The sequence below is a fragment of the Thermanaeromonas sp. genome, from assembly GCF_021890735.1.
Taxonomy (GTDB): Bacteria; Bacillota; DSM-521; order Neomoorellales; family Neomoorellaceae; genus Thermanaeromonas.
Map to the genome: position 1 here is coordinate 1 of NZ_JAKKUR010000072.1, position 9171 is coordinate 9171.

The 9171-nt window shown below is 51.6% G+C and carries 9 protein-coding genes; 8 read left to right on the forward strand and 1 reads right to left on the reverse strand.

Annotated features, from left to right (window positions below; translation table 11 throughout):
- The 4 genes from L5656_RS09240 to L5656_RS09255 all read left to right on the forward strand — a co-directional run.
- On the forward strand, positions 1–1010 hold a 1010-nt coding region (locus tag L5656_RS09240; RefSeq protein WP_297202216.1), incomplete at its 5' end, for a sugar kinase.
- Between the two features lie 197 nt (positions 1011–1207).
- Entirely contained in the window at positions 1208–1984 is a 777-nt protein-coding gene (locus tag L5656_RS09245) for an IclR family transcriptional regulator (protein ID WP_297202218.1), read from the forward strand.
- A gap of 125 nt (positions 1985–2109) precedes the next feature.
- Positions 2110–2802 carry a CAP domain-containing protein gene (locus L5656_RS09250; RefSeq protein ID WP_297202222.1) on the forward strand — a complete coding sequence of 231 codons (693 nt, stop codon included), beginning with the start codon at positions 2110–2112 and terminating at the stop codon, positions 2800–2802.
- Between the two features lie 107 nt (positions 2803–2909).
- Positions 2910–3137 (forward strand): sulfurtransferase TusA family protein, encoded by a 228-nt coding sequence (locus L5656_RS09255; RefSeq protein ID WP_297202224.1) that lies wholly within the window; start codon positions 2910–2912, stop codon positions 3135–3137.
- Between the two features lie 15 nt (positions 3138–3152).
- Here L5656_RS09255 and L5656_RS09260 read toward each other — a convergent pair whose 3' ends face one another.
- Positions 3153–4046 carry a LysR family transcriptional regulator gene (locus tag L5656_RS09260; protein ID WP_297202227.1) on the reverse strand — a complete coding sequence of 298 codons (894 nt, stop codon included), beginning with the start codon at positions 4044–4046 and terminating at the stop codon, positions 3153–3155.
- 87 nt (positions 4047–4133) lie between these two features.
- Between L5656_RS09260 and L5656_RS09265 the strand changes: the two genes are divergently transcribed.
- The 4 genes from L5656_RS09265 to L5656_RS09280 all read left to right on the forward strand — a co-directional run bounded on the left by L5656_RS09265 (position 4134) and on the right by L5656_RS09280 (position 9166).
- Complete coding sequence (locus L5656_RS09265) at positions 4134–5321, forward strand: YeeE/YedE family protein (RefSeq protein WP_297202231.1); 1188 nt, start codon at positions 4134–4136, stop codon at positions 5319–5321.
- Positions 5322–5622: 301 nt separating this feature from the next.
- Entirely contained in the window at positions 5623–7788 is a 2166-nt protein-coding gene (locus tag L5656_RS09270; RefSeq protein ID WP_297202233.1) for a molybdopterin-dependent oxidoreductase, read from the forward strand.
- 3 nt (positions 7789–7791) lie between these two features.
- The gene (locus tag L5656_RS09275; RefSeq protein ID WP_297202236.1) at positions 7792–8508 is read left to right on the forward strand and encodes a 4Fe-4S dicluster domain-containing protein; all 717 of its coding nucleotides are present in this window, start codon (positions 7792–7794) and stop codon (positions 8506–8508) included.
- Complete coding sequence (locus tag L5656_RS09280; protein ID WP_297202239.1) at positions 8489–9166, forward strand: formate dehydrogenase subunit gamma; 678 nt, start codon at positions 8489–8491, stop codon at positions 9164–9166. Before L5656_RS09275 ends, L5656_RS09280 begins: the two co-directional genes overlap by 20 nt.
- The last annotated feature ends 5 nt before the right edge of the window (positions 9167–9171 follow it).

Genomic DNA, 9171 nt, shown 5'->3' on the forward strand with positions numbered 1-9171 from the left:
TAACCTTTGGCGAGATAATGCTCAGGCTTTCACCCCCGGGGTATTCCCGGCTGGTACAGGCGGACCACCTGGAGGTTACCTATGGCGGTGGGGAGGCAAACGTGGCCGTATCTATTGCCAATTACGGCGGTGATGTAGCCTTTGTAACTAAAGTACCCGCCAATCCCTTGGGCCAGGCAGCTATAAACCACTTGCGACGTTTCGGGGTGGATACCCGCTATATCTTGCGGGGTGGTGAACGCCTGGGGATTTACTTCCTTGAGCACGGTGCCTCCCAGCGGCCTTCTAAAGTAGTGTACGATCGTAAAGGTTCTAGCATATCCCAAGTACAGCCTGGCGAATTTAATTGGGAGGAGATCTTCCGAGGAGCTCAATGGTTCCATTTTACCGGTATTACACCAGCTCTAGGGGATAATGTGGCTGCAGTGACTCTGGAAGCGGTACAGGCGGCTAAGAAACTGGGTCTTACGGTCAGCTGCGACCTCAATTACCGCAAAAACCTATGGTCCCCTGCCAAGGCCCAAGAGACCATGACCAAGTTAATACAGTACGTAGATATCGCCATTGGCAACGAAGAGGATGCGGAGAAAGTTTTTGGAATAAAAGCCGCGGCCTCCGATGTAACCACGGGGCAGCTCAGCGAGGAAGGATACCGGCAAGTAGCTTTTGAGCTTGCCCGCAGGTTTAACCTGAAGATGGTGGCTATCACTTTGCGGGAGAGCTATTCGGCCTTCGACAACGGGTGGTCGGCCCTTCTTTACGATGGAAAAGAATTCTACCGTTCCCGGCGCTACCAGATCCATATTGTAGATCGGGTAGGGGGCGGTGACGCCTTTGCCGGAGGATTGATTTATGCCCTCATGGAAGGTTACCCAGTTAAGGAGGCCCTGGAGTTTGCCGTAGCCGCTTCGTGCTTAAAGCATACCATACCCGGTGATTTCAACCATGTCAGCCGGGAGGAAGTAATGACCCTTATGCAAGGGGATGCCTCCGGCCGCGTCCAGAGGTAAAATTGAACATAGACGGCCGTCGGGTAAAAAGTTCCTTGCCAATCGTGAAGAGACGCTGGGGGTATTAATCTACAATAGCCCTGGGCGTCTCTTTTTAGTAATATTTTGGGTAGTAATATGCCGGGGCGGTCTGCCCTTGAAGGTGTTGCCAGGGCTTGGAAAGGGTTATGTAAAAAAGGGGGGGGTTGGCTGTAGGAGTGGGTGAATCCGGGAGTGTACAGGTGTTAGAGAGGGCTCTTAAGATACTGGAAGCCTTAGCCCAGGAGCGGGAAGGATTGGGCCTTAACGAACTTTCCCGGAGGGTAGGTCTGCATAAGAGCACGGCTTACCGGCTGCTTAAGACTTTGAAAGAGTACGGGTATGTGGATCAGGATACTTACGAACACAAAAAGTATACGCTGGGACTTAAAATTCTAGAGCTGAGCGGAAGTCTCCTAGAGGGCCTCGATGTCCGTAAAATTGCCCGGCCCTATCTCGAGCAGTTGGCGGCCGAGACACAAGAAGTGGCCCATCTGGTGATTCCCGACGGGGATGAAGCAGTATATGTGGATAAGGTTGAAGGTAACCGCACCATACGCATGTATTCCCGGATAGGGCGGAGGGTGCCGCTCCATTCTACGGCCGTAGGGAAGGCTATCCTGGCTTGTCTTCCGTGGCCGGAGGTGGAGCGCCTTTTAAGGGATAAGGGGCTACGTCGGTTTACTTCCCGCACCATCGCTGACTGGACCACCCTCGCGCATCACCTAGAACAGGTGCGCAGGCAAGGCTATGCTGTAGATGATGGAGAAAACGAGGAAGGTATCCGCTGCGTAGGCGCCGCTATTTTGGATCACCGGGGTAGTGTAGTAGCGGCCTTAAGTATTTCGGGTTCGGAAATGCATATTACTCCGGATAGAATACCATATTTAGGCAAACTTGTACGCGAGGCGGCTAAGGAGATTTCGCGGCGGATGGGATTTCCAGAGAAGCGCTAGCAGGGATTTTTAATTTCGTGGCGAATTACATTTTATGTTAACTTACCAAGCACTTCTTGTATAACGGGAACCTTCTTATCACCAACCTTACTTATCACCACATCTAGCCGGAAGGAGAAGAGAAGATGGGCCGTTTTAAATCTATTACGAAAAGACGAGTTTTATCCCTCGCATTTGCCTTACTCCTCATTTTTGGCCCGGCTGCTGAAGGGGCGGTATATTATAGTCCCGCAGGATATTATACCCGATACTCGGCTGGATTCTGGCCTTACTTGTTTTACCGTTTCAGGTCGGTACCCTCTGTCCCTCCCGCCCAGCCTGCCCCGGCACCGCCTGCACAATCTCAGCCCACTCCAGCTCCTGCACCTAATCCTGTTTCTAACCCCCAGCCTGTACCCGATAATCCTTCCTCCGGGAGTGCTTCTTACCAGTTAAGCCTTTATGAGCAGCGGGTAGTAGAATTGGTAAACGCTGAGCGGGTTAAAGCCGGCCTTAAACCTTTACAAGTAGACCTCGAGCTTTCTAGGGTTGCCCGTCTTAAGGCAGAAGATATGCGGGACAAGAACTACTTTAGCCATGATTCACCCACCTACGGTTCTTTTGCAGAGATGATACGCCGTTTCGGGATACCCTACCGGACGGCCGGGGAAAACATTGCTGCTGGCTACCGTAATCCGGAGGCGGTAGTAGCTGCGTGGATGGCCAGCCCGGGCCATAAAAGCAACATCCTTAACCCTGCCTTTACTGCGCTGGGAGTGGGATATGCGAGCGGCGGAAGCTATGGACACTATTGGGTACAACTGTTTGTCGGGCGCTAAATTTTGGCTCCGGACGCGGTCCTTTCTCGCTTACAGCAGGAAGGTGAAGGGTTTATGACGAATCAAAAGGGAAGCAGGATAAGGCCGGGTGGTGAAGGTGGCAGTATATGGCGGTATACAGGCTCAATGTTTACGGGGAGATGTGCCCGCTTCCCATTGTACGAGTCAAGATCAAGCTTAAAAGCCTGGCCCGCGGTGACTTTCTTATTGTAGAAAGCGACCATAGTTGTACTACACAGGCCCTGGTAGACGTAGTAAAGAAAATGGGGCACCGTGCCGAGGTTAAAACAGTGGGAAACGGTCTATGGGAGATCCATATTGAAAAGCGCCTGTAAAAAAGTTCAGTGAACCTAGCAGAAGGCCTTGGGGTTCGATAAGATAAAGCGGCAGAAGCGCTTTTGGAGACTGTTCATGGGTTTTCCCCGGTGGTAGACGATGTTGAAGGTGGTACGGAAAGAGATACCTTCCACCCTTAAGGCTTTTAAAGTACCGCTTCCCAGCTCGGCCTTTACGGTAAGCCTTGAAAGAAGAGAAACTCCGTGTCCGGCGGCTATGGCTGACTTTATAGCGTCGTTGCTGTTGAGTTCCAAGACTACGTTTAGATCTTGAAGGGAGAGGCCCTGTTCTTGCAGGGCTCGTTCTATGGTCTGGCGTGTTCCGGAGCCTTCTTCGCGGATAATTAGGGGCAGGGTGGATAGCTCTTTGAGGGTTACTGTGTCTGAACCCTCCCAATTGGGATTGACGATGAGTAGCAGCTCGTCCTCGGCCACTCCTCTGGTAACCAGGCCGGGCACCTCTACGGGTCCTTCGATTAGGCCTAAGTCGATACTTCTTTCCAGAAGCCGCTGGATTGTTTCTTCACGGTTGGCTACCAGGAGGCGGATGTTGGCTCCCGGATATTTTTCTTTAAAAGTGTAAATAGTGCAGGGTAGAGCATAACTTCCAATACTGGTACTAGCTCCCACAATCAAGCGTTCGTGCCCGCTCTTCCAGCTTTCTATATCGCGCTTCATGTTCTCTACTAGCTTTAAAAGGGTTTGGCCGTACTCGTAGACTATCTCTCCGACTTCAGTAAGTTCTACGCCTTTATTGGTGCGGGTAAGGAGTTCTGCGTCTAGGTCATTTTCTAAAAGCTGGATTTGATAGCTTAAAGAAGATTGGGAGATATGGAGTATACGTGCAGCTTCGGATATGGACTTTACCTGAGCCACCGTGCAAAAGGCTTGTATATGGGCGAGATTCATAGTTTCCCCCCTCTCGCCTTCAAGCGGAGGTCTTTAGCTATTTTCTTTCTACATAATATTAGCTTAATCCTGCTGAGGTGGTAGGGAGTGCCGGCTGGGGTAAAATCCCAGCTACCCCAGGCCCTGACTTTTTTGCTCCTGGCCCTGGGGTTAGCGGCTTACTTTACCAGCCAGGATATTTTGCTCGCCGGGACCTGGATGTTCGGCTTGGGCTTAGGTTACGTCCTGCAAAGAAGCCGTTTCTGTTTTGTAGCTTGTTTCCGGGACCCCTGGATAACGGGGAACACTTCCTTAAGCCGGGCCCTGGTGCTCTCCCTCATTATTGCTACCCTGGCCTTTACTTTAGCCTCCCTATATTTAGACCGTCCGGGCGAGGTGTACCCGGTCGGGTGGCATATGCTGCTGGGGGGATTTATCTTTGGAACGGGTATGGTGTTAGCCGGGGGGTGTGCTACCGGAACCCTAACCCGTGCGGGCGAAGGTCATGTCCTTCAATGGCTGGTCTTAATTGCCTTCATCGGCGGCTCTCTATGGGGGGCCCATGATTTTGGGTGGTGGCACGAGGTTTTAATTAAGAAGGCTCCTCTCATCTTTTTTCCAGAGCGGGTGGGTTGGTTTGGAGCCCTCTTGCTCCAGATAGTTTTCTTAGCGAGTATTTACTTGGCGCTGCTTTTCATAGAGAGGAGGGTTTTCCCGGGTTACCCGGACAGTTCTTGCGCTGGAGTAAACGGTCTTAAAGAGATGGGTAAACAACCCTTTTGGACCCGAGCTTGGCCTTATTGGGTCGGAGGGGTGCTTATAGCTCTATTGGATGCTGGGCTGTTAGCCTTTCGGGGTAGCCCCTGGGGGATAACCACTGCCTTTACTTATTGGGGAGCAAAGATCTACCGGCTGCTAGGCGGATCTCCGGAGTCCTGGTATTATTTTACTCTGCCCGAAAATGCCCTGGCTCTAGGAAAGCCTTTTTTCCTAGAAACACGGACTGTTTTAGATCTAGGTATAATAGGTGGCTCCCTTCTTTCGGCTCTACTGGCCTCGGAATTCAGGATACGTTTCCCCCGGAGCCTGCGGGGTACGATTTGGTCCCTGGCCGGAGGCCTGCTTATGGGGTATGGTGCCCGGTTGGGTATGGGTTGCAATATTGGTAGCTTTTTTAACGGGATAGCTTCGTTATCCTTGCATGGATTTATATTCGGGCTGGGGTTAATATTAGGTAGTTACCTGGGCGTTCATCTTTTACTGCGCTTCTTGGTGGGAGACTTATCGAAAGCTTGAAAGGCTATCGAAATCCTCGATGGGAAAACGGATGGGGAGACAGGCTTTAAAATAAGGAGAATCAAGGGATGGAGGGAAGCTGGAAGGGCTTCCCTCCTTTGTTCAGCCTCTATTTATACCGAGAGGAATAAAGGGCGGTTATAGCTAATTTAACTTGTGAAAGTTAAAGCTTATAGTAACGCCTGTGAGTTAGAAGGTCAGTAAATAAAGTAATAACATTAACGAATATCAGTGTATCGATTCAGTTTTGAGTAATCTCTAGCCCTTAGAAGATTTATATTTCAGGGGCGAGGTGGGATTGATGTTAAATACAAAAATTTCCCGGCGTACTTTCCTCAAAGCTTCGGCCGCAGTAGGAGCTTTGGCTACGCTGGGTAGCGGATTTACAACTCTCCCTAACGCAAGAGCAGCCGAGGCAGCCGCCGGGGAAAGGATAGTTCCCAGCATATGCGAGATGTGCGGCGTAAAGTGCGGGATTTTGGTGCGGGTTAGAGACGGTAGGGTGGTGAAGATAGAAGGTAACCCCAAAGACCCCCAGGCCAATGGCAGGCTGTGTGCGCGGGGTAACGCAGGGATGAAAACCCTTTACGACCCGGACCGCTTGAAAGGCCCTCTGAAGCGGGTAGGGGAAGGGCAGTTCCAGCCTATTTCTTGGGAAGAGGCCTTCCAAGAGATCGGTGAAAAGCTCAAAGAGCTAAAGGAACGTTATGGACCCCAAACCTTGGTGTGGCTAGCCCACCCGGAGCTCATCGCTCCGTGGGAGAGGCATTTCATGGCCGCCTTCGGTTCACCCAATTACACGGGTCACGCTCCGACTTGTTACAGCAGCCGCAACGTAGCCTTTGAACAGATGTACGGAGGTGTACCGGGTACCGATTATGCCAACGTGCGTTATTACATGGCTTTTGGGCGGAATCTTACCGGAGGTATCAAAAACCCGGACATCCAGAAAATCGTAGCGGCCAAAGAAAAGGGCGCTAAGCTCGTAGCCGTAGATCCACGTCTCAGTGAATTTGCCTTCTTTGCGGATGAATGGATACCCATACGGCCGGGAACAGATCTAGCCCTCATCTTAGCCATGATCCATGTCATCATTAATGAAAATCTTTATGACGCTGCTTTTGTAGCTGAGCGCACTGTAGGTTTCGAAGAACTAAAGGCCGGTGTTGCCACTTACACTCCAGAATGGGCCGCCAATATCACAGGAATCGAAGCTTCCACTATCACTCGCTTGGCCAGGGAGCTGGCCGCGGCTAAACCGGCAGCAGCGGTAGACCCCGGCTGGCATGCAGTGACCGGTTCTCAATACTTTAATAGCCTCCAGACAGCCAGAGCAGTAGCCGCCCTAAACGCTCTCTTGGGGAACCTGGGTGCCAAGGGGGGCCTTACCTTCCCGGCTAAGGTTAAGTTAGGGGATCCTTCGCCCCTTATGGGACCCAAACCGCAAGCTATAAATGCTCCCCGTTGGGACGGAGCCGGAGCAGGAAAGTGGGCTCTCATCAAAGCCCACGGTATGGTCCAGCTTTTCCCCCAGCGGGTGAAGGAAGATAATCCTTATCCTATCAAAGCCGTCATCATAAACCACCTCAACCCTGTACGTTCCTGCTCCGATTCTCAAGCCTTTATCGAGGCCTTGAAACAGTTAGAACTGGTCGTGGTCATAGACATCCAGATGAACGATACAGCTTATTACGCCCATTACATTCTGCCGGAGTCCACTTACCTGGAGCGCTACGATCCTGTAATGACTGTAGGCAATAAAGTTATCTTGCGCCAGCCGGCGGTGCCGCCCCTTTTTGATACTAAAGGTGGAGAGGAGATAATTGCCGGACTGGCCGAAGCTTGTGGCCTCGGTGAATATTTCCGCTTTACTTTAGAGCAGTACAATAACGCTCTGCTGGCCCCCTTTGGGCTTACCCAAGAAAAGCTGGCTCAAGAAGGGGTGGTTGAGGTACCCGCGGAAAAACCGGACTACACCAAACTCAACACTCCTTCTGGGAAAATCGAACTAGCTTGTCCTGCTTTTGTGAAGGTAGGTAGCACTTTAACCCCGGCGTGGGAGCCGCCTAAAGTGCAACCTAAGGAGGATAATTTCCGGTTTATTCAAGGGCATGTACCCATGCATACCCATACCACTACAGATAATAATGCTTATCTCATGGCCCTGATGCCGGAGAACGAGCTATGGATCCACCCTAGCCGGGCCGCCAAGCTTGGTATCAGGTCGGGTGATATAGTGGAAGTAGCTTCGGAGGTGGGCAAGGTCAGGGTTAAAGCACGGGTTACGGAAGGTATCCATCCCGAGGCTGTCTTCCTCGCCCACGGATTCGGTTGCCTTGTACCTGTAAGAAGGCTGGCCTATAACAAGGGGGCCAACGATAGTATGCTTATCCCCATAATGGCCGCTCCCGTGTCGGGAGCATCTGCCCAGTGCGAAACCTTGGTGACGGTACGAAAGGTGGGATAAAATATGGCTCGCTTAGGGATGGTTATAGACCTTAGCCGTTGTGTGGGATGCCACGGGTGTTCAGTGGCCTGCCAGGCGGAGTGGGAACTTTTGCCCGAGCAGCACTTTACCAAGGTTTACCGGTATGAAGTAGGGACTTTTCCTAAAGTCCACGGTGGGGTGGTCGTTACCCAGTGTATGCATTGTGATGATCCTCCTTGCCTTAAGGTTTGCCCTACGGGAGCTACCCAGAAGAGGCCTGACGGACTGGTGGTAGTAGAAGAAAGTAAATGCATCGGCTGCCGCTATTGTGAGACTGCCTGCCCTTATGGTGCCCGAAGTTTTAACAAAGAACGGGGCATAGTCCAGAAATGTTACTTTTGCTACTCGCGGATAGATAAAGGGAAGAAGCCTGCCTGCGTGGAGACCTGCATGGCTGGAGCCAGGTTTTTCGGGGATTGGGACGACCCGGGAAGTGAGGTAAACGATATCCTGAAAACGAAAAATGCCATAAAGATAGCCGGTACTGCTTTCGCCTACGTACCCCCGCGCAATTGGCTGATGGATCGTTCCCTTCTTCCTCCAGATTTTCAGGAACCCGGGGCCGTACGGATCTGGCAAGACCTGGTCCGGCCAGCAGGGAAGGCGGCCATGGGCCTGGCCGCAGCCGCTGTGGTGACGAGCTTACTTGTAAATACCTTTAACAAAGGAGGCGTGCATCGTGCAGGAAAAGAGGATTGAGCGCTTTAACCTGGCTGAGCGCCTGGGGCACTGGAGCCACGGTATTACCTTTGTGGTGCTTTTGGTTACGGGCTCAGCGCTGGTATTCCGGGGCTTTAGCGGACTTTTAGGGCCTGAGGGGCTTAAAGTAACCCGCACTTTGCATCATCTTTTTGCTTATCCCTTCACCTTTTTAACGGTGCTCATTCTCCTCATAGGAACGCCCCGGACCGTTTTCCAGTGGCTTAAGGAATGTTTTACATGGAGTAGGGAAGATTGGCAGTTTTTGAAGCTCTTCCCCCGTCAATTTTTCGGTTTACCAGCCCAAATGCCGGAACAGGGCAAGTTTAACGCGGGAGAAAAGCTAAATTCCCTTTTAACTGTCTTCGGTTCTATGTGGATGATGGGCACGGGCTGGATACTTCTTTTCCGGGAACGTTTTGACCCTCAGTTAGTGGCTTGGGCCCATCCCCTCCATTCTGCTGGAGCACTTTTTATGGGTGCCGTGCTCATAGGCCATGTTTATTTAGCCCTTTGCCATCCTGAATGCCGCGAAGCCATAAAAGGTATGATTTGGGGTTCGGTTTCTGAAACCTTCGCGCGGGAACATCACTTACGCTGGTACCGTGAGCTTACAGAACAGAATAAGGCAACTAGTAGTGAAAAAAGAGTGGCTTGATAGTC